Source organism: Azoarcus olearius, assembly GCF_001682385.1.
Taxonomy (GTDB): Bacteria; Pseudomonadota; Gammaproteobacteria; order Burkholderiales; family Rhodocyclaceae; genus Azoarcus; species Azoarcus olearius.
In genome coordinates, this window is the sequence record NZ_CP016210.1 from 817,435 (window position 1) to 840,376 (window position 22,942).

General features: G+C 63.1%; 18 protein-coding genes, 2 tRNA genes and 3 rRNA genes. 11 read left to right on the top strand and 12 right to left on the bottom strand.

Annotated features, from left to right (window positions below):
* Positions 1 to 118 precede the first annotated feature (118 nt).
* The 8 genes from dnaB (at position 119) to dqs_RS03925 (ending at position 9,102) form a co-directional block, all read left to right on the top strand.
* Positions 119 to 1,528, top strand: coding sequence for a replicative DNA helicase (dnaB, locus tag dqs_RS03890; RefSeq protein WP_011764456.1), 1,410 nt, complete (start codon positions 119 to 121; stop codon positions 1,526 to 1,528).
* A gap of 349 nt (positions 1,529 to 1,877) precedes the next feature.
* Positions 1,878 to 3,413, top strand: a 16S ribosomal RNA gene (locus tag dqs_RS03895).
* Positions 3,414 to 3,485: 72 nt separating this feature from the next.
* A tRNA-Ile gene (locus dqs_RS03900) sits at positions 3,486 to 3,562 on the top strand.
* Between the two features lie 27 nt (positions 3,563 to 3,589).
* Positions 3,590 to 3,665 (top strand) — tRNA-Ala (locus dqs_RS03905).
* A gap of 264 nt (positions 3,666 to 3,929) precedes the next feature.
* A 23S ribosomal RNA gene (locus dqs_RS03910) occupies positions 3,930 to 6,814 on the top strand.
* A gap of 106 nt (positions 6,815 to 6,920) precedes the next feature.
* Positions 6,921 to 7,033, top strand: a 5S ribosomal RNA gene (rrf, locus tag dqs_RS03915).
* The 16S, 23S and 5S rRNA genes sit together here with 2 tRNA genes alongside, the layout of an rRNA operon.
* A gap of 166 nt (positions 7,034 to 7,199) precedes the next feature.
* A complete protein-coding gene (locus tag dqs_RS03920) occupies positions 7,200 to 8,363 on the top strand; it encodes a UbiH/UbiF family hydroxylase (protein WP_065341629.1) in 1,164 nt (387 codons plus the stop codon).
* A gap of 13 nt (positions 8,364 to 8,376) precedes the next feature.
* Positions 8,377 to 9,102: a DsbC family protein gene (locus tag dqs_RS03925; RefSeq protein WP_065339729.1), complete on the top strand. Its 726-nt coding sequence runs from the start codon at positions 8,377 to 8,379 to the stop codon at positions 9,100 to 9,102.
* Between the two features lie 22 nt (positions 9,103 to 9,124).
* Here the strand turns inward: dqs_RS03925 and mltA are convergent, their stop codons facing one another.
* On the bottom strand, positions 9,125 to 10,357 hold the full coding sequence (gene mltA, locus dqs_RS03930) for a murein transglycosylase A (RefSeq protein ID WP_418202059.1): 1,233 nt from the start codon (positions 10,355 to 10,357) through the stop codon (positions 9,125 to 9,127).
* Positions 10,358 to 10,536: 179 nt separating this feature from the next.
* Between mltA and dqs_RS03935 the strand changes: the two genes are divergently transcribed.
* Positions 10,537 to 11,400 carry an ATP-binding protein gene (locus tag dqs_RS03935; RefSeq protein ID WP_011764461.1) on the top strand — a complete coding sequence of 288 codons (864 nt, stop codon included), beginning with the start codon at positions 10,537 to 10,539 and terminating at the stop codon, positions 11,398 to 11,400.
* On the top strand, positions 11,393 to 12,349 hold the full coding sequence (locus dqs_RS03940) for a Nudix family hydrolase (protein WP_065339730.1): 957 nt from the start codon (positions 11,393 to 11,395) through the stop codon (positions 12,347 to 12,349). Before dqs_RS03935 ends, dqs_RS03940 begins: the two co-directional genes overlap by 8 nt.
* Here dqs_RS03940 and dqs_RS03945 read toward each other — a convergent pair.
* From dqs_RS03945 to dqs_RS03995, 11 genes are all read right to left on the bottom strand, one after another.
* A complete protein-coding gene (locus dqs_RS03945) occupies positions 12,346 to 12,546 on the bottom strand; it encodes a DNA gyrase inhibitor YacG (protein WP_011764463.1) in 201 nt (66 codons plus the stop codon). The genes dqs_RS03940 and dqs_RS03945 overlap by 4 nt on opposite strands.
* Positions 12,547 to 12,548: 2 nt before the next feature.
* Positions 12,549 to 13,304, bottom strand: a complete 756-nt coding sequence (gene zapD, locus dqs_RS03950; protein ID WP_011764464.1) for a cell division protein ZapD — start codon at positions 13,302 to 13,304, stop codon at positions 12,549 to 12,551.
* An 81-nt stretch (positions 13,305 to 13,385) separates the two neighbouring features.
* Positions 13,386 to 14,006 (bottom strand): dephospho-CoA kinase, encoded by a 621-nt coding sequence (gene coaE / locus dqs_RS03955; protein WP_179948011.1) that lies wholly within the window; start codon positions 14,004 to 14,006, stop codon positions 13,386 to 13,388.
* Entirely contained in the window at positions 14,003 to 14,713 is a 711-nt protein-coding gene (locus tag dqs_RS03960; RefSeq protein ID WP_065339731.1) for an SPOR domain-containing protein, read from the bottom strand. Before dqs_RS03960 ends, coaE begins: the two co-directional genes overlap by 4 nt.
* 63 nt (positions 14,714 to 14,776) lie before the next feature.
* Positions 14,777 to 15,514 carry a type III pantothenate kinase gene (locus dqs_RS03965; RefSeq protein ID WP_065339732.1) on the bottom strand — a complete coding sequence of 246 codons (738 nt, stop codon included), beginning with the start codon at positions 15,512 to 15,514 and terminating at the stop codon, positions 14,777 to 14,779.
* Positions 15,511 to 16,308, bottom strand: a complete 798-nt coding sequence (locus dqs_RS03970; protein WP_065339733.1) for a biotin--[acetyl-CoA-carboxylase] ligase — start codon at positions 16,306 to 16,308, stop codon at positions 15,511 to 15,513. Before dqs_RS03970 ends, dqs_RS03965 begins: the two co-directional genes overlap by 4 nt.
* A gap of 92 nt (positions 16,309 to 16,400) precedes the next feature.
* A complete protein-coding gene (gene ntrC, locus dqs_RS03975; protein ID WP_011764469.1) occupies positions 16,401 to 17,831 on the bottom strand; it encodes a nitrogen regulation protein NR(I) in 1,431 nt (476 codons plus the stop codon).
* Positions 17,832 to 17,874: 43 nt separating this feature from the next.
* Positions 17,875 to 18,948 carry a nitrogen regulation protein NR(II) gene (gene glnL / locus dqs_RS03980; RefSeq protein WP_011764470.1) on the bottom strand — a complete coding sequence of 358 codons (1,074 nt, stop codon included), beginning with the start codon at positions 18,946 to 18,948 and terminating at the stop codon, positions 17,875 to 17,877.
* A 61-nt stretch (positions 18,949 to 19,009) separates the two neighbouring features.
* The gene (locus tag dqs_RS03985; protein WP_011764471.1) at positions 19,010 to 19,486 is read right to left on the bottom strand and encodes a DUF4124 domain-containing protein; all 477 of its coding nucleotides are present in this window, start codon (positions 19,484 to 19,486) and stop codon (positions 19,010 to 19,012) included.
* A 128-nt stretch (positions 19,487 to 19,614) separates the two neighbouring features.
* Complete coding sequence (glnA, locus tag dqs_RS03990) at positions 19,615 to 21,024, bottom strand: type I glutamate--ammonia ligase (protein ID WP_011764472.1); 1,410 nt, start codon at positions 21,022 to 21,024, stop codon at positions 19,615 to 19,617.
* A gap of 181 nt (positions 21,025 to 21,205) precedes the next feature.
* The gene (locus tag dqs_RS03995) at positions 21,206 to 22,384 is read right to left on the bottom strand and encodes a cation diffusion facilitator family transporter (RefSeq protein WP_065339734.1); all 1,179 of its coding nucleotides are present in this window, start codon (positions 22,382 to 22,384) and stop codon (positions 21,206 to 21,208) included.
* 53 nt (positions 22,385 to 22,437) lie between these two features.
* Here dqs_RS03995 and dqs_RS04000 point away from each other — a divergent pair, with 53 nt between their 5' ends.
* The gene (locus tag dqs_RS04000) at positions 22,438 to 22,890 is read left to right on the top strand and encodes a rhodanese-like domain-containing protein (RefSeq protein ID WP_011764474.1); all 453 of its coding nucleotides are present in this window, start codon (positions 22,438 to 22,440) and stop codon (positions 22,888 to 22,890) included.
* The last annotated feature ends 52 nt before the right edge of the window (positions 22,891 to 22,942 follow it).

Sequence of the window (22,942 nt, forward strand, 5' to 3'; positions counted from 1 at the left end):
TCAAGGGCTGCTTCGGCAGCCCTTTTGCTTTTTGAATCGCCTTTCTTCACAAGGAGCGGTGCGCATCCCTCGCTAGAATGTTGCGTTCCGCCGCCTCCTTTTCCGTGAGCAGCACGACATGAGTAGTACTTCCCGCCGGTTTCAGGATGGACCGCATGATCCCGAAATGGCCTCGATCAAGCTTCCTCCGCATTCGCTGGAGGCCGAGCAGTCACTGATCGGTGGCATCCTGATCGACAACGCGGCCTGGGAGCGCATCGCCGACCTGGTGAACGAGGCGGATTTCTACCGCGACGATCATCGCCGCATCTACCGCCACATCACCCGCCTCATCGACCTCGGCAAGCCGGCCGACGTCGTCACTGTTTTCGAATCGCTCGAGAAGAACGGCGAAGCGGAGCAGGCTGGCGGACTGGTGTATCTGGCAGAGATTGCCAACAACACGCCGTCGGCGGCGAACATCCGGCGCTACGCCGAAATCGTTCGGGAGCGCGCGATCCTGCGTAAGCTGGTCGCGGTGGGCGACGAGATCGCGGCGTCCGCGCTGACGCCCTCGGGCAAGGACGCCAAGTCGCTGCTCGATGAGGCGGAGGCGAAGGTATTCGAGATCGCAGAGGCGGGGGCGCGTCACGCAAGCGGTTTCATTTCGATCCAGCCCATCCTGAAGCAGGTGGTCGACCGCGTGCAGGAACTGTACGACCGCGACAGCCCCTCGGAGGTAACGGGTATTCCGTCCGGTTTCGTCGATCTCGACGACAAGACGTCCGGCCTGCAGCCGTCGGATATGTTGATCGTCGCCGGGCGGCCGGCCATGGGCAAGACGACGTTTGCGCTTAACGTGGCTGAACACGTCGCGGTGGAAGCCCGTTTGCCGGTAGCGATCTTCTCGATGGAAATGCCCGGCACCCAGCTTGCGACCCGCTTCATCTCGTCGGTCGGCCGTATCGACATGCAGAAGATCCGCAGCGGGCGGCTCACCGACGAGGACTGGCAGCGCCTCACCGTTGCAATGGGAAAGCTGTACGACGCGCCGCTCTATATTGATGAAACGCCCGGCCTGAATCCGATTGACCTGCGCGCACGTGCGCGCCGGCTTGCCCGTCAGTGCGGCAAGCTGGGGCTGATCGTGATCGACTACCTGCAGCTGATGACGGGGAGCAAGGATAGCGATAACCGTGCCGCCGAGCTTTCCGAGATTTCCCGCTCGATCAAGGCGCTGGCAAAAGAGCTGCACGTTCCTATCATTGCCCTGTCGCAGCTGAATCGAAGCCTGGAACAACGGCCGAACAAACGCCCCGTGATGTCCGACTTGCGTGAGTCGGGTGCAATTGAGCAGGACGCGGACATCATCATGTTCATTTACCGGGATGAGGTTTACAACCCTGATTCGCCGGACAAGGGAACTGCAGAGCTGATTATCGGCAAGCACCGTAATGGCCCGACGGGTGTGATTCGCATGACCTTCCTGGGCCAATACACGCGCTTCGAGAATTTCGCCGGCGGCGGCTTCTACACAGCGGATGAGTAATCGCCAAGTTTCTCCGCAATCCGCTTGACCTTTCGAACAAGGGCTTTATACTGCGCGGCTCTTTCGCGTTAGCCCTTGTTTAGGGCGGTCGCGGAAAAGGGAGGCGAGCGGTTCTGTTTCAGTGTCTGCAGCGTTGGTTTTGAAATAAGCGTTGCGACGGGGTTGACGAAGCGAACTAAGTTGTCCATAATCTCGTTTCTCTGCTGCAGCGATTGCAGCGCTCTTTAAAAAGTTGAACAACCGATAAGTGTGGGTGCTTGGTTGTTGTGTGGCGAGCCGCTTCGGCGGTTTTGTTTCGCAATGATTAGGTGCTCATGTCAGTAATGACTTTGAGTGCTTTGTATGGATTGAACTTAAGAGTTTGATCCTGGCTCAGATTGAACGCTGGCGGCATGCTTTACACATGCAAGTCGAACGGCAGCGGGGGCTTCGGCCCGCCGGCGAGTGGCGAACGGGTGAGTAATGCATCGGAACGTGCCCAGTCATGGGGGATAACTACGCGAAAGCGTAGCTAATACCGCATACGCCCTGAGGGGGAAAGTGGGGGATCGCAAGACCTCACGTGATTGGAGCGGCCGATGTCAGATTAGCTAGTTGGTGAGGTAAAGGCTCACCAAGGCGACGATCTGTAGCGGGTCTGAGAGGATGATCCGCCACACTGGGACTGAGACACGGCCCAGACTCCTACGGGAGGCAGCAGTGGGGAATTTTGGACAATGGGCGAAAGCCTGATCCAGCCATGCCGCGTGAGTGAAGAAGGCCTTCGGGTTGTAAAGCTCTTTCGGACGGAAAGAAATCGCGCGGGCTAATATCCCGCGTGGATGACGGTACCGTAAGAAGAAGCACCGGCTAACTACGTGCCAGCAGCCGCGGTAATACGTAGGGTGCGAGCGTTAATCGGAATTACTGGGCGTAAAGCGTGCGCAGGCGGTTTTGTAAGACAGGTGTGAAATCCCCGGGCTTAACCTGGGAACTGCGCTTGTGACTGCAAGGCTAGAGTACGGCAGAGGGGGGTGGAATTCCACGTGTAGCAGTGAAATGCGTAGAGATGTGGAGGAACACCGATGGCGAAGGCAGCCCCCTGGGCCTGTACTGACGCTCATGCACGAAAGCGTGGGGAGCAAACAGGATTAGATACCCTGGTAGTCCACGCCCTAAACGATGTCAACTAGTTGTTCGTAGAGGTAACTCTGTGAGTAACGCAGCTAACGCGTGAAGTTGACCGCCTGGGGAGTACGGCCGCAAGGTTAAAACTCAAAGGAATTGACGGGGACCCGCACAAGCGGTGGATGATGTGGATTAATTCGATGCAACGCGAAAAACCTTACCTACCCTTGACATGCCTGGAACCTTGGTGAGAGCCGAGGGTGCCTTCGGGAACCAGGACACAGGTGCTGCATGGCTGTCGTCAGCTCGTGTCGTGAGATGTTGGGTTAAGTCCCGCAACGAGCGCAACCCTTGTCATTAATTGCCATCATTCAGTTGGGCACTTTAATGAGACTGCCGGTGACAAACCGGAGGAAGGTGGGGATGACGTCAAGTCCTCATGGCCCTTATGGGTAGGGCTTCACACGTCATACAATGGTCGGTACAGAGGGTTGCCAAACCGCGAGGTGGAGCTAATCCCTTAAAGCCGATCGTAGTCCGGATCGTAGTCTGCAACTCGACTGCGTGAAGTCGGAATCGCTAGTAATCGCAGATCAGCATGCTGCGGTGAATACGTTCCCGGGTCTTGTACACACCGCCCGTCACACCATGGGAGTGGGTTTCACCAGAAGTAGGTAGCTTAACCTTCGGGAGGGCGCTTACCACGGTGAGATTCATGACTGGGGTGAAGTCGTAACAAGGTAGCCGTATCGGAAGGTGCGGCTGGATCACCTCCTTTCAAGAGAAAAGCCATCTTCGGCCAAGTATCCACACCTTATCGGTTGTTCAAGCGAAGAGCCTCGAAGCACGAGGGTCTGTAGCTCAGCTGGTTAGAGCACCGTCTTGATAAGGCGGGGGTCGTTGGTTCGAACCCAACCAGACCCACCAGTCCTTGTCCAGGCACAAGTCAGACAAGGGGCTGTAGCTCAGCTGGGAGAGCGGCGGCTTTGCAAGCCGTAGGTCGTCGGTTCGATCCCGACCAGCTCCACCAGTCGCCCGCAGTACCGTGCTTCATCCGAGACGTCAGTCATGCGCATCGAACGCGTGAGCATGCCTGACCTCTTGGCCAACGCCAGAGGTTCGCTCTTTAACAAATTGGAAGAAGTTAGTGCAGCACATCAACGATGTGTTGCACGGGTTGTGTGATTGCATTGATCAGGGCTGCGTAGTCAGCACAGTCCTGATCGCACAAACGAGTTCGACCTGTGACCGGATCTTCAGCTCACGCCAGTGAGTCGAGGGTCCAAGGTTATAGGATCAAGCGACTAAGTGCATGTGGTGGATGCCTTGGCGATCACAGGCGATGAAGGACGTGCAAGCCTGCGAAAAGCGGGGGGGAGCTGGCAATGGAGCTTTGATCCCCCGATATCCGAATGGGGAAACCCGGCCCGCAAGGGTCATCCCGTACTGAATCCATAGGTACGTGGAAGCGAACGCGGCGAACTGAAACATCTAAGTAGCCGTAGGAAAAGAAATCAACCGAGATTCCCCAAGTAGTGGCGAGCGAACGGGGAAGAGCCTGCACGACTAAACCATCAGCTTAGCAAAACGGTCTGGAAAGTCCGACGATACAGGGTGATAGTCCCGTATGCGAAAAGCCGGTGGCGGGTCTGAGCGTGCGACAAGTAGGGCGGGACACGTGTAATCCTGTCTGAAGATGGGGGGACCATCCTCCAAGGCTAAATACTCGTGATCGACCGATAGTGAACCAGTACCGTGAGGGAAAGGCGAAAAGAACCCCGGGAGGGGAGTGAAATAGATCCTGAAACCGCATGCATACAAACAGTGGGAGCCTGGAAACGGGTGACTGCGTACCTTTTGTATAATGGGTCAGCGACTTACGTTCAGTGGCGAGCTTAACCGAATAGGGGAGGCGTAGCGAAAGCGAGTCTGATAAGGGCGACATAGTCGCTGGGCGTAGACCCGAAACCGGATGATCTATCCATGGCCAGGATGAAGGTGCGGTAACACGCACTGGAGGTCCGAACCCACTAGTGTTGAAAAACTAGGGGATGAGCTGTGGATAGGGGTGAAAGGCTAAACAAATCCGGAAATAGCTGGTTCTCCCCGAAAACTATTTAGGTAGTGCGTCGTACGGACACTTGCGGGGGTAGAGCACTGTAATCGTTGGGGGGGTCACTGCGATCTACCCCGCGATAGCAAACTCCGAATACCGCAAAGTGATATACGGCAGACAGACATCGGGTGCTAACGTCCGGTGTCAAGAGGGAAACAACCCAGACCGCCAGCTAAGGTCCCAAATGCATGGCTAAGTGGCAAACGAGGTGGGAAGGCATAGACAGCTAGGAGGTTGGCTTAGAAGCAGCCACCCTTTAAAGAAAGCGTAATAGCTCACTAGTCGAGTCGTCCTGCGCGGAAGATGTAACGGGGCTCAAGCCATGAACCGAAGCTGCGGATGTGTCTTTGACACGTGGTAGGGGAGCGTTCCGTAAGCCTGCGAAGGTGTCTCGTAAGGGATGCTGGAGGTATCGGAAGTGCGAATGCTGACATGAGTAGCGATAAAGGGTGTGAAAAGCACCCTCGCCGAAAGCCCAAGGTTTCCTGCGCAACGTTCATCGGCGCAGGGTGAGTCGGCCCCTAAGGCGAGGCAGAAATGCGTAGTCGATGGGAAACAGGTCAATATTCCTGTACCGGTTCTAGATGCGATGGGGGGACGGAGAAGGTTAGGCCGGCCGGGTGTTGGACGTCCCGGTTTAAGCGTGTAGGCGTGCTCTCTAGGCAAATCCGGAGAGCTGAGCTGAGGCGTGATGACGAGCGAACTTGTTCGCGAAGTGGTTGATACCCTGCTTCCAGGAAAAGCCTCTAAGCTTCAGTCTAGAATCGACCGTACCGCAAACCGACACAGGTGGGCAGGTTGAAAATACCAAGGCGCTTGAGAGAACTCAGGAGAAGGAACTCGGCAAATTGATACCGTAACTTCGGGAGAAGGTATGCCCCATTAGCTTGTAGGAGTACATCCGAAGGGCGAAGGGGCCGCAGAGAATCGGTGGCTGCGACTGTTTATTAAAAACACAGCACTCTGCAAACACGAAAGTGGACGTATAGGGTGTGACGCCTGCCCGGTGCCGGAAGGTTAAGTGATGGGGTGCAAGCTCTTGATCGAAGCCCCGGTAAACGGCGGCCGTAACTATAACGGTCCTAAGGTAGCGAAATTCCTTGTCGGGTAAGTTCCGACCTGCACGAATGGCGTAACGATGGCCACACTGTCTCCTCCTGAGACTCAGCGAAGTTGAAATGTTTGTGAAGATGCAATCTCCCCGCGGCTAGACGGAAAGACCCCATGAACCTTTACTGTAGCTTTGCATTGGACTTTGACGGGACTTGTGTAGGATAGGTGGGAGGCTTTGAAGCCAGGACGCTAGTTCTGGTGGAGCCGTCCTTGAAATACCACCCTGGTGTCGTTGAGGTTCTAACCCAGGCCCGTGAATCCGGGTCGGGAACAGTGCATGGTAGGCAGTTTGACTGGGGCGGTCTCCTCCCAAAAGGTAACGGAGGAGTTCGAAGGTCTCCTAGGTACGGTCGGACATCGTACTGATAGTGCAATGGCAAAAGGAGGCTTGACTGCGAGACCGACAAGTCGAGCAGGTGCGAAAGCAGGACATAGTGATCCGGTGGTTCTGTATGGAAGGGCCATCGCTCAACGGATAAAAGGTACTCTGGGGATAACAGGCTGATTCCGCCCAAGAGTTCACATCGACGGCGGAGTTTGGCACCTCGATGTCGGCTCATCACATCCTGGGGCTGTAGCCGGTCCCAAGGGTATGGCTGTTCGCCATTTAAAGTGGTACGTGAGCTGGGTTTAAAACGTCGTGAGACAGTTTGGTCCCTATCTGCCGTGGGCGCTGGAAGTTTGAGGGGACCTGCTCCTAGTACGAGAGGACCGGAGTGGACGCACCTCTGGTGTACCGGTTGTGACGCCAGTCGCATCGCCGGGTAGCTAAGTGCGGAAGAGATAACCGCTGAAAGCATCTAAGCGGGAAACTCGCCTCAAGATGAGACTTCCCTGGGGACTCGATCCCCCTGAAGGGTCGTGGAAGACCACCACGTTGATAGGTCGGGTGTGGAAGCGCAGTAATGCGTTAAGCTAACCGATACTAATTGCCCGTGAGGCTTGATCCTATAACCTTGATACACAGCGTCAAACTCGACGACGCAGTCACGCAACCATAACGCTTCTTCCCAATTTGGCCAGGCAGACCACCCCCTGCCAGGCAACAAGTCAAAGTCTGACGACCATAGCGTCTTGGTACCACCCCTTCCCATCCCGAACAGGACCGTGAAACAAGACCGCGCCGATGATAGTGAGCCCGCGCTCGTGAAAGTAGGTCATCGTCAGACTAACTACAAAAAAAAGCCCGCACGATCTATCGTGCGGGCTTTTTTTATTGGAAAAAACCGGTTATTGCCTCCCCTGCTCGAAGCCCCGTTCCTGACGTGATCGAGGGCTGACGTCGGCGCGCAGGCAGGGCACAATCAAACCTGCCAAGTACTGTCAGCGACGATGATGAATTTCGACGTAGTGGTTGTGGGCGGAGGATTGGCTGGTGCCGCGCTTACGGTTGCGCTTCGCGCGAGCAGTTTGCGGGTGGCAGTTGTCGATGCTGGATTGCCGACTCCCAGCCAGGGCTGGGATTCGAGAATTTATGCTTACAGTCCAGCGAGCGCCGACTTTCTGGGGACGCTGGGTGTCTGGCAGCATCTTGACGCCGACCGCCTGTGTCCCGTTCATTCCATGGACGTGCGTGGCGACGACGGCGGTCGTTTGCGATTCGATGCGGCTGGGTGTGGATTGCGCGAACTCGCTTGGATTGGAGAGTCCAGCCTCGTTCATCGCGAACTGTGGGAGTCACTCAAGCGGCAGCATAACGTCACGGTATTTGCGCCGGCCCGGCCGACTGCGCTGACGGTTTCCGGGAATGACGCCGCACTGGAGCTTGAGGATGGTCGCCTGCTGCACACGCGACTGCTTGTCGGTGCAGATGGGCGTGACTCCTGGGTTCGCAGCCAGACCGCCATCAAAGCCTCGTCGGTCGATTATGAAGAGACGGCGGTGGTGGCCAATTTTTCGTGTGAACGCCCTCATCGAAACGAAGCCTTGCAGTGGTTCACCGACGAAGGCGTGGTCGCGTGGTTGCCGTTGCCGGGGCGGATGATGTCGTTGGTGTGGTCGGCGCCTGCCGCTCTGGCGGAAACGCTCATGGCCATGACGCCAGAACAGTTCACGCGGCGAGTCCAGGAGCGGGGCGGGGCCGCGTGGGGCCGGTTGTCGGTGGTGACGCCGCCCGCCGCATTTCCGCTTCGTTTCATGCGACTCGACCGCGTCGTAGCGTCTCGGGTTGCCTTGATCGGTGATGCGGCACACGCGATTCATCCGCTGTCGGGGCATGGCATCAATCTTGGATTTCAGGACGCGCGGGTGTTGAGCCAGAGGCTGCTTTCCGCGCCCGCCTGGGCCGACCCGGGCGACGAGCGCCTGTTGAGGTCCTATGCTAGAGAGCGGGCGGAAGAGCCGTTTCTGGTGCAGTACGTGACGCACGGAATCAACCGTCTGTTCGCGGCCCGGAATCCGCTGGCGGCGTTCGTCCGCAATCTTGGTCTGAACCTTACGGACCGTCTGCCGGTCGTAAGGTCCGCGCTGACGCGTTACGCGGTGCATGGAAAGTTTTGACAAGGAGAACTGGATGGTGGCGTTGAAATCCGCGGGCCGATTCGCGCTCGTTATTGCGTTCGGATTGCTTCCGACGCTTGTTGCAGCCGGCGAGGAAGATGTGCGCAAGGGCGTTGATGCCTTCATCGGATCGGCAGCGGTGGAGTCCGTGACACGCACGCCCTATGCGGGCCTCTACGAGGTCGTGTTGAAGAGCGGCGAGATCATCTACACCGATGACAAGACCAGCTTCATCATGGATGGTCGCGTCATCGATACCCGCACGCGCCGTGACCTTACGCAAGCCAAGCTCAACCAACTGTCCTCCATTGATTTCTCGACACTGCCGCTGGACCAGGCGGTGAAGCAGGTGAAGGGAAATGGAAAGCGTGTGATCGCAACGTTCGAAGATCCGAACTGCGGCTATTGCAAGCGTCTGGCAAAAGAACTCGCGCAGATGCCGGACGTGACGATCTACACGTTCCTCTATCCGATTCTCAGTCAGGACTCCACCGCGAAGTCGCGGAGCATCTGGTGCTCCAAGGACCGGGCCAAGGCCTGGAATGACTGGATCGTCAGCGGGAAGGCGCCGAGCGGCGACGACTGCAATTCCGCGGTCGTGGACCGCAATGTGGAACTGGGCCAGAAACTGCGGATCAACGGCACGCCGACAATTTTTCTGTCCGACGGCACGCGGATCGGCGGCTTCGTCCAGTTGCCCGAACTCGAAAAGGCGCTTGCCCGCGTGGCGCCTCGTTGAGCACCCACACCGGCGGCGAGCGTTAGTTCGCCGTCGGCTTCATTCCATTCGGAAGCAGGACCCACATCCTGCCCTGCTGGCGCATCCGACCTGCCATTGCGCCGGCCTGCGGGCCAAAACCCCAGAAGTAGTCGGCCCTCACTGCCCCCTTGATGGCTCCGCCGGTATCCTGCGCGATCATCAGCCGCTTGAGCGGGGTGTCGCTATTCGGCTGGGTGGTGGCAAGAAAGACCGGGGCGCCGAGCGCAACGAAGCGCGAATCGATCGCGATGCTGCGGTTTGCCGTCAGCGGCGCGCCTTGAGCGCCGATGGGGCCTTCGACCGACGAGGGCAACTCACGGAAGAATACGTAGCTTGGATTGCTGTTCAGCATTTCTTCCAGGCGTTGCGGATGTCGCCGTGCCCAGTCGCGGATGCCGTCCATCGATGCCTTGTCCAGGCTCAGCTGCCCCTGCTGAACGAGCCAGCGACCAATGGATTGATAGGGGTGGCCATTCTGGTCCGCGTATCCCAGCCGGAGCACGCTGCCATCTGGCAGCTCAGCGCGACCGGACCCCTGCACCTGCATGAAAAACAGATCGATGGGGTCCGCGGCCCACAGCAGCACCGGGGCGGGCAGGCGGCTTCCCTGGTCACCCAGCTCGTCGCGCTTCCAGTACGGGAGCACCTTGTTGCCAACCAGACGGCCGCGCAACCGGTAGCCCTTCAGTTCCGGATAGACGGAGGCAAGGTCGATGGTAAGGAGGTCGCCCGGCGTGCCGTGCACTGGCCACCGGTAGAGCGCGTCCGGGGTACGGCTGGCTTTGATCAGCGGTTCGTAATAGCCGGTGATCAGGCCCTGTTCGCTGCCGTCGGGATTGACCAGCTGCCAGGGCGAGAAGTGGCGTTCGAAGAATGCGCGTGCCTGCGCGGCGCCTGGCGCCTCTCCCAACTGGCGGGCGGCTTTGCAGCTGGCCTGCCACGGCGCCTGTTTTTCTAGCACGTTGCAGGACTTGCGAAAGGCGGACCACGCTTCGCTCGGGTCGTCGTCCCGCCAGCCGTCGATTTCCGTCCAGCTGGCTGCGCGGTGGGGCGGAACTTCGGCCACCGGCTGCGCTGCCGGACATGCGGCGCAGGCTTGGCACACCGTAGGCGATGGACAGGCTTGTGGCGTGGAGACCGGGGCGACCGGCAGCGTCGGCGAAGAACTGCAGGCAGACAGAAGCAGCGCGCAGCTGGCAAGGACGGGGGCGATGGAGCGGGGCAGGAGCGTCATGGTTGCTTCACGGTAAACTGCATGGACCGAACGAAGTATACGGGCTCTAGCGAGCCGGCCGGAGGTGTGCGGGATGTGGGTGATATTTCTCGAGGTTGGCATTGCGCTCGCGCTGGTCGGTGTCGTGGTGTGGGCAACCTGGCCAAGAGGCCGGAACCAGCTGGAAGACAAGAACGACGATGACTGACCTGAATGGATTCCTGCAGCGGGCTGAAGCCTTGCTGGATCGACTCGATGCGCTGCTCCCGGCGCCGGCTCCCGAACCGGACTGGACCGCGGCGAAGGCTTTCCGCTGGCAGCGGCGAAACGGGCGTGGCGCGCTGGTGCCGGTGAAGCTTGTCGACCGCATACGCCTTGAGGACCTGAAGGACGTCGATTCCCAGAAGGAGCGTATAGACCGCAACACGCGTCAGTTCCTCGCCGGCCGCAGCGCCAACAATGTCCTGTTGACCGGCGCGCGCGGAACGGGGAAGTCTTCGCTGATCAAGGGCTTGCTCAATGCTTATGCGGATCAGGGGCTGCGGCTGATCGAGGTCGACAAATCCGACCTCGTGGCGCTGCCCGAAATCGTCGACCTGGTAGCGGGACGGCCGGAGCGCTTCATCCTCTACTGCGACGACCTGTCGTTCGAGGAAGGCGAGGACGCCTACAAGGCCTTGAAGAGCGTGCTCGATGGGTCGATTGCCGCGATGTCGGCCAACGTGCTGGTCTACGCCACCTCCAACCGTCGCCACCTGATGCCGGAGTACCACGACGAAAATCTTCAGGTACGTCACGCCGGCGGCGAGCTTCACCCTGGCGAGGCGGTGGAGGAGAAGGTGTCGCTGTCGGACAGATTCGGCTTGTGGGTGTCCTTCTATCCCTTCAACCAGGATGAATACCTGGAGATCGTGGAGCACTGGCTCGGCGTCTTCCGTGTCCCCAAGCGGCGCATCGCGGCGGCACGCCAGGAAGCGCTGCAGTGGGCGCTGATGCGTGGCGCACGCTCTGGGCGGGTTGCGTGGCAGTTCGCGCGGGACTACGCGGGCCGGGAGGATGGCTGAGGTGGGCGCCCGCAAGATCGTCAATGTCGCGGCCGGGGTCATCCTGGAGCGCGGACGGGTGTTGCTCGGGCAGCGCGCACCCGACACCTTCTATCCCGGCTACTGGGAATTCCCCGGAGGCAAGGTCGAACCTGGCGAATCCGCGGCAGATGCGCTCAAGCGCGAGCTGGCCGAGGAGCTAGGCATCGTGGTGCCGCACGTGCGGCCCTGGCTGACCCGCGAGCACGACTACGAACACGCTCACGTCCGCTTGCACTTCTTCGAGGTTCCGGCGTGGTCCGGAGCGCCGGTGGCGCACGTGCATGCGGCGCTGCGCTGGGCCGAGCCGGAGCTGATCGCGACCGCGTGCGCGCCGATGTTGCCCGCCAACGGCCCGATCCTGAAGGCGCTGCAACTGCCGCGCCGGATGGGTATCACGCAGGCCGCCGAACGGGGCGTGGCGCGTCAGCTGGACGAGCTTGAGCAGGCCCTGGGCGCGGGCCTGCGCCTGGTGCAGGTGCGCGAAGCGGCGCTGCCTCGCCGGCAGCAGATCGAATTCGCACAGGAAGTGGTGCGCCGCGTAGCCGCGGCCGGTGGAATCGTGGTCATCAATGGCGACCTCGATCTTGCCCGTGCAGTGGGTGCGCCCGGGGTGCACCTTCCGTCAGCGGCACTCCTTGATTGCACGGTCCGCCCCGCGTTCGAGTGGGTCGGAGCGTCTTGCCACTCGGAAGAGGAGCTGCTGGCGGCGGCGGCCCTGGGGCTGGACTACGCCGTGCTCGGGCCGGTGCGGCCCACGGCATCCCATCCTGGCCAGGCTGCGCTCGGCTGGGCGCGCTTTGGCGAGTTGGCAGGCACGCTGCCATTTCCGGTCTTTGCGCTCGGTGGTCTCGGCTGGGGCGACATGGATTGCGCCCGCGACCATGGGGCGCATGGTGTTGCGGCGATCCGCGGGGCGTGGGGCGCTTAGCGCCCCGAGCCGGTTTCGGCCGCGTCGGTGTCGTCGGGGGGCGAGGTCGGAACCTTGTATTCCTCGCTCGCCCATGCACCGAGGTCGATCTGGCGGCAACGCGCCGAACAGAACGGCCGGTAGCGGCTCTCCGGCACCCAGGGCACCTGGGCGCCGCAGGTCGGGCATTTGACGATGCGGGGGGCGTGATCGACCACGTTCAAAGCGTGCAGAAAGTCAGCTCGAAGGTGATCTCGCGCTCGGCGACGCGGGGACGAGCAACGGTTTCGGGAAGCATGAAGCGGATGTTGAGTGCGTACTTGTTGGCGCTGATCTCCGGCACGACCGCTTCGCTGCGCGGAATGCGCACGCGCAACATCTGGGCGACGCGTCCCGCCATCGTCAGCTGGTAGGTGCCGGCGCGTGCGCGTTGCTGCTCGGGGCGGCCGCTGCTCCGCAACAGACGCATCACGATTTCGATGCCGTCGCGGATCGGCGTCATCGGCATGATCCAGGCGTCAAGGTCGTGACGCCGTTCGGCCGCGTCCCGGTTCAGCCAGAAATGGTAGGAAGGCAGGTCGAACTGACAGACGCCACCGGGAATTGCCGCGCGGCTGCGGATGCCCATCAGCCACTCGTTCTCGCGCAGGTATTGCCCGATCTTGCCCGCCATCGACAGCAGCGCGGTCGAGGCCTGTTCGATCTCATAAAGCGCGCCGGCCAGCGCCTCTTCGGAAATTTCCGGGTTGTTGCGGAACGACAGCAGGATCTGACGCTGCCGCTCAAGCTCCTGCACCAGGTCGACCTTCAGGTCGGCGCGGCTGGCGACTTCAAGAATCTCGAAGATGGTCAGCAGCGCGACATGATGGTCGAGCGGTGCTTCGCTGCCGCCAAAATGAGCGACCTTGCGGAACAGGTCTTCAAGGCGAAGTAGCGTGCGAATGCGCTCGCTGAGAGGGTATTCGTAGCTAATCACCGCGTCTTGTCCGCAAGATTCCGGCGCTCCAGAGTAATCGGTCGATGATAGCACAGCGTCGCCAGCCCGCCGTTGCACCGCCTAGACCTTGGTGGTATCGCCCGCGAGCGCGAGATAGCGCGCATGCAGGATATCCACCTGTGCATGCAAGGCGCTCAGGGTCGTGCTGTTGTCGATCACGTCGTCGGCTACGGCCAGGCGCTCCGCCCGGCTGGCCTGTGCCCGCATGATCGCGAGAATCTGCGCCTCCTCCAGCCCGCTTCGCGCCCGCACCCGTTCGATCTGCAAGGCTTCAGGGCAATCGACGATGCAGATCCGGTCGCACCGCGCGCGGGCGGTGCCGGATTCAACGAGCAGGGGAATGGCGAGGATGACGTAGGGGCTGGGTGCAGCGGCCACCTGGCGGTCGCTTTCGGTCCGGATCATCGGATGCAGGATGGCTTCCAGTTCGCGTCGGGCGGCGGGTCGGGAGAAGACCAGCGCCCGCATCGCATCACGGTCCATGCGGCCGTCGGCGGTGATACAGGCTGAGCCGAAGTGTGCGGCGATCTGCGGCATCGCCGCGCCGCCGGGGCCGGTCAGCGCGTGTGCGATCGCATCGGTATCGACGAGCGTGGCGCCCAGGTGGGCGAAGCGATCCGCCGCTGCGCTCTTGCCGCTGCCTATGCCTCCGCTCAGGCCGACGACGTAGGGGCGTTTCACGGCGTGCAGGTCGCGTTCGCAGCGGGGAGGCCGGTCGCGACACGCCGCAATTGTTCCTCCGTGGCGATGGCATCGACGGCCTGCGTGACAGCCAGGCGGGGCGCGACACCCGCAGTGCGCACACCGCGGCTGCGCAGCTGTGCGAGTTGTTGGTGGGCTGCGGCTTCGGATTTGAACAGGCCCAACGAGATCGCAAACTGGTTTGGCCCCGCATCCTGCACGATGAAGTAGTCGGTGACACCAAGTGCCTTCAATTCGCGCACCTTGCGTTCCGCCTGATCGCGCGAACCCTGCGGCGGCAAACGGACCCACCACGACGCGGGCGCTTCGCCGCTGTGACGGCGAACGGTAAGGCCCGCTTCGGCGATGCGGGCAGCGAGACGTTCGGCTTCTTCTGCGCTGAGTCCGGACCAGGACGCGCACGCCAGGGTCGATGCGGGCGGCGGCTCTGCCGGTGGAGCCGACGGAGCCGGGGCTTCATTGGCGGCGGTCGTGTTGTCCGCTGTTGCTGCGGGGGCGGCCGAGACCGCGGCGCTCGCCGACGGCGCCTGTTCACCGATGAAGCGCACCCGTTCCGGATGCAACTGGTTGGCGACGCGTTCGGGCTCGCCGACGGACGCGGGAGCGCCGAACCAACCGGCGATCGCGGCAAGGGCGAGGCCGTTGAGAATCAGCAGCAGGATGAGCGCAAAGCGTGTCCAGACCATGCGAAGAGCTTACCTGATTCGTCCGTAGCCGGGCCACGCCCGGGTGCCGGTAGGGTGGGGGGTTCAACTGTCCGCGGCGTCCGCCGCGGCAATGACGGCGAGTCCGTCGAGGACCAGGTTGGGCACGGCGCGGGTTCGAACCGACAGAAGGTCGGCAAACCGTGGCGCAGCGCCGCCGGTGAGCACGCACAGTGCGTCCTCCTGAGGGACGAGTTGCGCGAACATGCGCTCGACAGCACCTGCCTGCGCCATCGCACAACCCGACTCGATCGCGTCCGCGGTGTTGCGAGGATGGGGCGTAACGTGGCCGTCCTCCAGCCGCAGTCCGCTGGTATTCGATGCCAGGGATTGGCGCATGAGGTCGATGCCGGGCAGGATGAGCCCGCCCTGGAACTGTCCGTCCGCATCCAGGTGATCCACCGTGGTGGCGGTGCCGGCGCTGACGACGAGGCAGGGGCCGCCATGCAGCCGCCGCGCGCCGATCAGGGCCGCCCAGCGGTCGGTGCCGAGCTGCGCAGGACGGTCGTAGCCGTTGCGGACGCCGTGTTCGTCGCGGGCGGCCTGCACCCATCGACCGGCAATGCCGGCGGTGGTCAGCATGCCGTCCAGTGCGGCGCCCAGGCTCGCTCCTGCGACGTTGCTGCCGACCATGCGCCGGAGTGCCGGAAAGCCCGCCACTATCGCCTGCAACCCATGGACTTCGGCATGGCCGAGCGCCCCCTCGGCCATTGCCGGCGTGCCGGCCGCTTGAACGACCCGCCACTTGATCCGGGTATTGCCGACGTCGAGCAGCAGGATCATGGCGCAGCCCGCAGCGACACTTCGCCGGACAGCACGCGTACCACGCCCGCGTCGGTGCGGACCAGCAGCGCACCGTCCTCGTCCACGCCGGTGCAGATGCCGACGATTTCACTGCCCTCGCCGAAGATGCGTACCGGCAGGTCGGCGAAGGCGTTGCGTTGCTGCCAGGCGCCACGCAGCGCGCCGAATCCGGCCATCGCGTACAAGTCCAGCGCCGCGTGAAGCTCGCGGAGGATGGCGGCGAGCAGTTGCTCGCGCGGCGGCAGCGCGGGAATTTCGGTATGGAGGTCGGTCACGCCGCCTTGGTCCGGAATGTCCGCTTCCGGCGGCAGTCTCAGATTGAGCCCGATCCCGATGACGGCCGCAGGCGTGCGACCGCGGCCGGGCAGGAGTTCGACCAGGATGCCGGCGAGCTTGCAACCGTGCACCAGGAGGTCGTTCGGCCACTTGAGCTGGATGCCTTCCAGGCCCAATTTCTCGAGCGCGCGCGCGAGCGCGAGGCCCGCCACCAGCGACAGCCCCGCCGGCACTGGCGCCCCGGGCGCGAAACGCCACAGGCTGGAAAACGTGAGGCTGCCTTCGGGCCACGACAGCCACTGCCTGCCCCGGCGACCGCGGCCGCCGGTCTGCTCGTCGGCCACGAGGACGTGCACGCGATCGTCGTCGGGCGGCGTCGCGTTCAGGAGTTCGCTGTTGGTGGAGCCGCAGCGCGCGATGCAGCGCACCGCGAAGCGGTCCACAAGGTCGCCGAGAGCGGCGTTGATCGCGGCAGGCGAGGACAGGAGAGCGCTCATCGACAGTCAGGACAATGGCCGTAAAGGCTGCGCATTATCCGTCATTGAGGGGCGATGCACGAGCGTGGTGCATCGCCGCCGACGCCGCTGCGTCAGTCCTCGTGCTCGCCTTCGCCGGCCGCTGGCCGGTGATCGTCGTCCATGCCCAGTTCCTGGATCTTGCGCGTGATGGTGTTGCGCCCGATCCCGAGCAACTGGGCGGCCTCGATGCGCCGTCCGCCCGTGGCCGTCAGCGCGCGGCGGATCAGCGTGCGCTCGAATTCGCGCGTGAGCTTGTCGAAGACCTCGCCGGGGTTGGCGGCGATCATGCGATCTGCTTCGAGACCGAGACCGTCCACCCAGTTCACCGGGGCCTCGCGGGTCGGCTGGTCGCGCATTTCGGGCGGCAGGTCGGCCACTTCGACCACCTGCCCCGGCGCCATCACCGTGAGCCAGTGGCACAGGTTCTCGAGCTGACGCACGTTGCCGGGGAAGGGCAGCGCCTGCAGGTACTTGATGGCGCCTTCCGAGATGCGCTTGCTCTCCACACCGAGTTCCTGCGCGCTGCGTTGCAGGAAGTGGCGGACCAGGATGGGCACGTCCTCGCGGCGTTCGCGCAGCGGCGGCAGGCGCAGCCGGATCACGTTGAGGCGGTGGAAGAGGTCCTCGCGGAACAGCCCGAGGCGGACGCGCTCTTCGAGATCCTGGTGGGTGGCGGCGATCACCCGCACATTGGCCTTGATCGGCTGGTGGCCGCCCACCCGGTAGAAGTTGCCATCGGACAGCACGCGCAGCAGCCGGGTCTGCAGTTCGGACGGCATGTCGCCGATTTCGTCGAGGAACAGCGTGCCGTTCTCGGCCTGTTCGAAGCGGCCGCGGCGCTGTGCGGCAGCGCCGGTGAAGGCGCCGCGCTCATGGCCGAACAACTCGGATTCGAGCAGGTCGCGCGGGATCGCGGCGGTGTTGATCGCGATGAAGGGCGCGTCGCGTCGCGGGCTATGCCGGTGCAGGGCGCGTGCCACCAGTTCCTTGCCGGTGCCGGATTCACCATTGATCAGCACGGTCGCGTGCGACTGCGACAGGCGGCCAATGGCGCGGAACACCTCCTGCATCGACGGCGCCTGGCCGAGAATCTCGGGCGCGAGCGCGGTTTCCTCTTGCGCACCTTCCTGGTGCGCGCTCTGGTCGATTGCACGCCGCACCAGGGCCACTGCCTGGTCCACATCGAAGGGCTTCGGCAGGTATTCAAACGCGCCGCCCTGGAAGGCGGCGACCGCGCTCTCGAGGTCGGAGTACGCGGTCATGATGATGACCGGAAGGTGCGGGTGCAGATTCTTGACCCGCTGCAGCAGGGTCAGCCCGCTTTCGCCGGGCATCCGGATGTCGGAAACCAGCACCTTGGGCGGATGGGCGGTCGATTCGAGTTCGGCCAGCGCCTCGTTGGCCGAGGTGAAGCTGCGGTGGGGAATCTCCTCTCGGCTGAGGGCCTTTTCCAGCACCCAGCGGATGGAGCGGTCGTCATCCACGATCCAGACGGTATTCATCGTAATAGAGCACTAAGTTGGTGCGGACGACGCGATGGATGCGTCAGGTCCGATCGGTAATCGGCAGCAGGATGCAAAAGCAGGTTCGTCCCGGGCGGCTATCGACGTCGATCATGCCCTGGTGCTGCTCCACGAAGCTCTGGGCCAGTGACAAGCCCAGTCCGCTACCACCGTCGCGGCCCGAAACAAGCGGGTAGAAGATCTTGTCGCGAATCTCATCCGGAATACCGGGGCCGTTGTCGATCACTTGCAATTCCAGTGCCAGCTTGTAGCGGCGCTTGGCGAGCGTGACCTGGCGTGCGACCCGGGTGCGCAGCCGGATTTCGCCCTTTCCGCCCAGGGCCTGCGCCGCGTTGCGCGCGATGTTGAGGATGGCCTGGATCAGTTGTTCGCGGTCGGCGGTGAGTTCGGGCAGGCTGGTGTCGTAGTCGCGCCGGATCACCACGTCCGGGAACTCGGCGAGGATCAGGCGGCGCACGCGCTCCAGGACATCATGGATGTTGAGCTGCGCGGGCCGCATCATCGAGTGCGAGGTCAGCAGCCGGTTCATCAGGTCCTGCAGCCGGTCGGCTTCGGCGATGATGACTTCGGTGTATTCGCGCAGTTGCGGATCGGCGAGTTCGCGCTCCAGCAGCTGCGCCGAGCCGCGGATGCCGCCGAGCGGATTCTTGATCTCGTGCGCGAGGTTGCGGATCAGCTCGCGGTTGGCCTGCTGCTGCTGCAGCAGTTGCTCCTCGCGGGCGACGCGCAACTGGGCGTCGATCGGGCGGAACTCGAGCAGCAGCTTGACGCCCGCGATGTCGACCGGGCTGACCGTGCAATCGACATGGATGGCTTCCGACGCGGGGCGCGCGATGGTCAGGTCCTGCCCGGTGTAGCTCCAGTTGGTGCGGAGCACGTTGTCGAGCGCGGTGCCGAGCCCGGCGGGTTCGCCGAGCAGGCGCGCGAGCGGTGCGCCGAGCAGCTTGCGCTGGCTGATCGCGAACAGGTTTTCTGCGCCCGGATTGATGTAACGGATGACGCGTCTTTCATCGATCATCACGACCGCGGAAGACAGCAGGTCGAGGCCATTGAAACTCTCTGCCGCGATCGGCTGGGAGGAGGAGGATCGAGCCATGGGGAACGGGCGACCGGAACGGAGGTGAGTCGGACCGGGGCGCGTGCTCCCCGGCTTCGCGTCAGCGCAGGTTGGCGATCTCGCGCTTCAGTGCTTCGATATTGCGCTCGTGCAGGTCGACCTTGTCCTTGAACGGCTGCAGGCGGTCGAGCACGCGCTGGTAGTTGCGCTCGTCGCCAAGCCGGACCGCTTCCTGCTCGCCCAGGCTCTTGCGGGCTTCGGCGAGTGCGGCTTCCTCGGTGGCGAGTTCCTTCTCCAGCACCTGGCGCCGGCTGTCGTCGCGGGCGCGTTGGGCATCCGGCGTGACGCGCGGGAAGGTGGGAGACGCTGCGGCACCGGGCGAAGCGGGCGAACGCGCCGGCGGGGGCATCGTGGAGACGGACTGGTCCTGCGAGAGTTGCTTGCAGCCGCGGCCGACGTTGCGGTCGTTGGTGTAGGTGACGCGGCCGTCCGCATCGACGCACTTATAGACTTCGGCGTGGGCGAGCGGTGCGGCGAGCAGCATGAACGCGAACGGCAGGATGCGAAGCTTCGGCATGACGGTGTCCACAACGAGGAGCGGCAGGGAAAAGCTGCGGTGGGGACGGGACAGCGGAGCGATTAGACCCGATAAAAAAAGGACGGGCAATGCCCGTCCTTTTTCATTGGACGCCGTAGCGCAGCCGATTACAGGCTGTAGTACAGGTCGAATTCCACCGGGTGGGTGGTGACGCGCAGGCGGTTCACTTCTTCCATCTTCAGCTCGATGTAAGCGTCGATGAAGTCATTGGAGAACACGCCGCCACGGGTCAGGAACTCGCGATCCTTGTCCAGGTATTCCAGCGCCTGGTCGAGGCTGGTACACACGGTCGGGATCAGCGCGTCTTCTTCCGGCGGCAGGTCGTACAGGTTCTTGTCGGCCGGATCGCCCGGGTGGATCTTGTTCTGGATGCCGTCCAGGCCGGCCATCAGCAGCGCGGCGAAGCACAGGTACGGGTTGGCAGCCGGATCCGGGAAGCGCGACTCGATGCGGCGACCCTTCGGGTTGGCCACGTACGGGATGCGGATCGAGGCGGAACGGTTGCGGGCGGAGTAGGCCAGCTTGGTCGGCGCTTCGTAGTGCGGCACCAGACGCTTGTAGGAGTTGGTGGCCGGGTTGGTGATGGCGTTCAGCGCGCGGGCGTGCTTGATGATGCCGCCGATGTAGTACAGCGCGGTTTCCGACAGGCCGGCGTAGCCGTTGCCCGCGAACAGGTTCTGGCCGTCCTTCCAGATCGACTGGTGCACGTGCATGCCCGAGCCGTTGTCGCCGACGATCGGCTTCGGCATGAAGGTGGCGGTCTTGCCGTACTGGTGGGCCACGTTGTGGACGATGTACTTCAGGGTCTGCGTCCAGTCGGCGCGCTTGGTCAGCGTGCTGAACTTGGTGCCGATTTCGCACTGGCCGGCGTTCGCCACTTCGTGGTGGTGAACTTCGACCGGGATGCCGGCGGCTTCGAGTGCCAGCACCATGGCGGCACGGATGTCGTTCAGGCTGTCGACCGGGGGAACCGGGAAGTAGCCGCCCTTGACCTTCGGACGGTGGCCGGTGTTGCCGCCTTCGAACTTGTCGGCGGTGGACCAGGCCGCTTCTTCGGAGATGATCTTGCTATAGACGCCCGACATGTCGACCGACCATTCGACCGCGTCGAAGATGAAGAACTCGGGTTCCGGGCCGAAGAAGGCGGTGTCGCCGATGCCGGTGCTCTTCAAGTAGGCCTCGGCGCGCTTGGCGATGGAGCGCGGGTCGCGGTCGTAGCCCTTGCCGTCGGACGGCTCGATGACGTCGCAAGCCAGCACCAGGGTGGTTTCGTCGAAGAAGGGATCGATGTAGGCGGAAGCCGCATCCGGCATCAGGATCATGTCGGAAGCCTGGATGCCCTTCCAGCCGGCGATCGAGGAGCCGTCGAACGGGTGGCCGTGCTCGAAGTGATCTTCTTCGAAGGCCGACACCGGCAGGCCGACGTGCTGTTCCTTGCCGCGGGTATCCGTAAAGCGCAGGTCCACGAAGCGCACTTCGTTTTCCTGGATCATCTTCATGACGTCTTGAGCGTTCATATTCACTCCTGGTGAGAAGGGCAATCCCTGAAATAAACGGTCGAACTTCCGTTGCGGCGACTTAAAGCATTTTTTGTGCCAGGCGGTTCGCGGCCGATGCGGCATTGTGCCACAAGCCAGGAATTTCGCTAGCTGCGCTTCGATGCACCAATTAAGTGCATTGAGATTTTGTGCTGCACTATCATGGGGCGATTGGCGCGAAGAAGGTGATGCTGCGGAACTGGGGATGCGACCGCAGCCACGCATCCGTGCGCTGTTTGAGTGCCTCGGCGTCGATCTCCGCGCCATTGCGGGGCAGCAGCACTTCGACCTCGATTCTATGGCCTAAGTAATGGAGCTGGACGCGGCTTGGCGGCGGGGCGGCGTCGCCGAGCAATTCGTGCACCACGGGCAGGATGTCGCTGCGTTCGGGCAGCGGGTGGGTGGCGGTGCCGTGCAGCGGACCGTCGTGCTCCGGATCCACGTGGACGAGGATGTCCTGCACTTCGGGGTGCTGGGCGCGGACGCGGTAGTACACCGCGTCCGAGATCCGGTGGCCTTCGGATACGGTGATGCGCGGTTCCACCTGCACGTGGGCATCGCACAGCACCCGGTTGGCCATGCGGCGGGTACGCAGGTCGTGCAGCCCGGCCACGCCCGGGGTGGCGCGGATCGTCGTGCGCAGTCGCGCCACTTCTTCGTCGGGAAGCGCGGTGTCGATCAGTTCGCGGACTGCGCCTGCGACGACGCGCCACCCGGTGTGGGCGATCAGGAATCCGACCAGCGCGGCCGCCAGCGGCTCCAGGAACGGAAAGCCGGCCAGACTGCCGCCAATGCCGACTGCCACCACCAGCGACGAGGCGGCATCCGAGCGCGCGTGCCAGGCGTTGGCTTCCAGCAGCGGCGCCTGGAGCCGGCGCGCCGCGGCGAGCGTGTAGCGGAACAGCACCTCCTTGGCGAGCAAGGTGAAGAGCGCCATGCCAAGCGCCACCGGGTGCAGCGTCGGTGCCGCATCCATGTGTTGCAGGCGCATGCCGGACGCCCACAGGAAGCCGGCGCCCACCGCGCCGAGCGCGACACCCAGCAGCAAGGACACGAAGGTTTCGATGCGGCCGTGGCCGTAGGGGTGGTTGTGGTCGGCCGGCTCCGCACCGCGACGGCCCGCGAACAGCACCAGGATGTCGGTAACCAGGTCGGACAGCGTGTGCATCGCGTCGGCCACCAGGCTGAAGGCGTTCGACAGCAGTCCGATCACGACCTGGCTGACGACCAGCAGGGCGTTGGTGCAGATGGCGGCGAGCGCGGCGCGCTGGATGCCGGCCGCGCGTGTCGCGGCTTCCGCCGGCGCGAGCGTCGGAGCGGAGGGGGGAGGGGCGTGCATGGAAAGGGGAACGGGTATACTCGGGGGCTCGCGCATTCTAGCCGGACACCACCATGGCCACCCTATCCGAACTGCTTGATCTCGCCCGCGAGCGGGCGACGGCGATGAACCTGCCGTATGAAGGCGCGCTGACGCCCGCCGAGGCGCACCAGGTCTGGGGGCTTGCCCCGGGTGCGCGTCTCGTCGACGTGCGTACCCGCGCCGAATGGGACTGGGTGGGCCGCGTGCCCAACGCGGTCGAGATCGAGTGGCTCAGCTGGCCTGGCAGCCAGCCCAATCCGGCCTTCCTCAACCAGCTTCGTCAACAGGTCGATCCGGAGGCGCTGGTGATGTTCATGTGCCGCAGCGGGGCGCGTTCCGATGCCGCGGCGCGGGCTGCCAAGTCGGCCGGGTTCACCAATTGCTACAACGTCCTCGAAGGCTTCGAGGGCGACAAGGACGCCAACGGCCAGCGCAACCGCATCGGCGGCTGGCGCCACGCCGGGCTGCCCTGGCACCAGGGCTGATTCCGCCTTCGCGGGCGCGGCAACGCTGCTGCTGCCCCGTGGTCTGAAAGAC

What these genes read in the sequence shown, in the direction of transcription:
- dqs_RS03985 (WP_011764471.1), bottom strand. Translation starts at nt 19,486, where the DNA reads ATGCCGAAGCTTCGCATCCTGCCGTTCGCGTTCATGCTGCTCGCCGCA.
- dqs_RS03965 (WP_065339732.1), bottom strand. Translation starts at nt 15,514, where the DNA reads ATGATCCTGCTGCTCGACGTCGGCAATACCCGGATCAAGTGGCGGGTC.
- ntrC (WP_011764469.1), bottom strand. Translation starts at nt 17,831, where the DNA reads ATGAATACCGTCTGGATCGTGGATGACGACCGCTCCATCCGCTGGGTG.
- dqs_RS03960 (WP_065339731.1), bottom strand. Translation starts at nt 14,713, where the DNA reads ATGGTCTGGACACGCTTTGCGCTCATCCTGCTGCTGATTCTCAACGGC.
- glnA (WP_011764472.1), bottom strand. Translation starts at nt 21,024, where the DNA reads ATGAACGCTCAAGACGTCATGAAGATGATCCAGGAAAACGAAGTGCGC.
- dnaB (WP_011764456.1), top strand. Translation starts at nt 119, where the DNA reads ATGAGTAGTACTTCCCGCCGGTTTCAGGATGGACCGCATGATCCCGAA.
- glnL (WP_011764470.1), bottom strand. Translation starts at nt 18,948, where the DNA reads ATGGCTCGATCCTCCTCCTCCCAGCCGATCGCGGCAGAGAGTTTCAAT.
- dqs_RS03920 (WP_065341629.1), top strand. Translation starts at nt 7,200, where the DNA reads ATGAATTTCGACGTAGTGGTTGTGGGCGGAGGATTGGCTGGTGCCGCG.
- dqs_RS03935 (WP_011764461.1), top strand. Translation starts at nt 10,537, where the DNA reads ATGACTGACCTGAATGGATTCCTGCAGCGGGCTGAAGCCTTGCTGGAT.
- dqs_RS03970 (WP_065339733.1), bottom strand. Translation starts at nt 16,308, where the DNA reads ATGAGCGCTCTCCTGTCCTCGCCTGCCGCGATCAACGCCGCTCTCGGC.
- dqs_RS03940 (WP_065339730.1), top strand. Translation starts at nt 11,393, where the DNA reads ATGGCTGAGGTGGGCGCCCGCAAGATCGTCAATGTCGCGGCCGGGGTC.
- mltA (WP_418202059.1), bottom strand. Translation starts at nt 10,357, where the DNA reads ATGACGCTCCTGCCCCGCTCCATCGCCCCCGTCCTTGCCAGCTGCGCG.
- dqs_RS03925 (WP_065339729.1), top strand. Translation starts at nt 8,377, where the DNA reads ATGGTGGCGTTGAAATCCGCGGGCCGATTCGCGCTCGTTATTGCGTTC.
- dqs_RS04000 (WP_011764474.1), top strand. Translation starts at nt 22,438, where the DNA reads ATGGCCACCCTATCCGAACTGCTTGATCTCGCCCGCGAGCGGGCGACG.
- dqs_RS03995 (WP_065339734.1), bottom strand. Translation starts at nt 22,384, where the DNA reads ATGCACGCCCCTCCCCCCTCCGCTCCGACGCTCGCGCCGGCGGAAGCC.